This window comes from Aeromonas sp. QDB25 (assembly GCF_027707725.1).
Classification (GTDB): Bacteria; Pseudomonadota; Gammaproteobacteria; order Enterobacterales; family Aeromonadaceae; genus Aeromonas; species Aeromonas caviae.
The window spans coordinates 1-691 of sequence record NZ_JAPCIZ010000026.1; the positions used below are offsets into that span (position 1 = coordinate 1).

The 691-nt window shown below is 45.2% G+C and carries 1 rRNA gene; it reads right to left on the reverse strand.

Annotated elements, in window-relative coordinates:
• Positions 1-99, reverse strand: a 16S ribosomal RNA gene (locus tag PG883_RS10975); the annotation flags it as partial.
• Between the last annotated feature and the right edge of the window lie 592 nt (positions 100-691).

Below are 691 nucleotides of genomic sequence, written 5' to 3' on the forward strand. Positions count from 1 at the left end.
CGGCAAAAGTAGCAAGCTACTTTCCCGCTGCCGCTCGACTTGCATGTGTTAGGCCTGCCGCCAGCGTTCAATCTGAGCCATGATCAAACTCTTCAATTTAAGTTTGGTTGCTTCGAAAAGCGGCTCAATGAATTGCTGAATTAACTGCTGCAACTAAAAGTTGCTTTGGTCACTTCATCAGACATTGATGTCAAAAATTGTTTTTGATGCTCGATGCTGTGAGTGCCCACACAGATTGCTTGATTCAAATTGTTAAAGAGCGACGCAGTTTTTGGCTGCTGCGGGAGTGGCATTCTACTCAACCACCTTCTCGAGTCAAGCCTTATTTTCAAAGGCTTTTCGAGGCTACCGACCGGCTTGTTTGCGTTACCGCTTGCCCTGTCGATGGAGGCGCATTATAGGGAGCGAATTCGTTCTGGCAACCCCTCCTCTGCAATAAAATTGTAAAAATCGGCACTTTTTTAGTTATTCATATCCAAGCACAGCTTTTATACAAACTTATCCACAGAAGAAGCTCTCAACGGCACTACAGCAGCCACACGCCATGACTCACGGCCTGCTTAATACGTCAGATGAACAATGACATTGCCCCACTCTGGGCTATATAACACGAACCGCTGTCGTTCAGGCAGAGATAAAGACTTAATATAGAGACTATTGAAAAATCATCGCTCACTTACAAAGTAAGGCA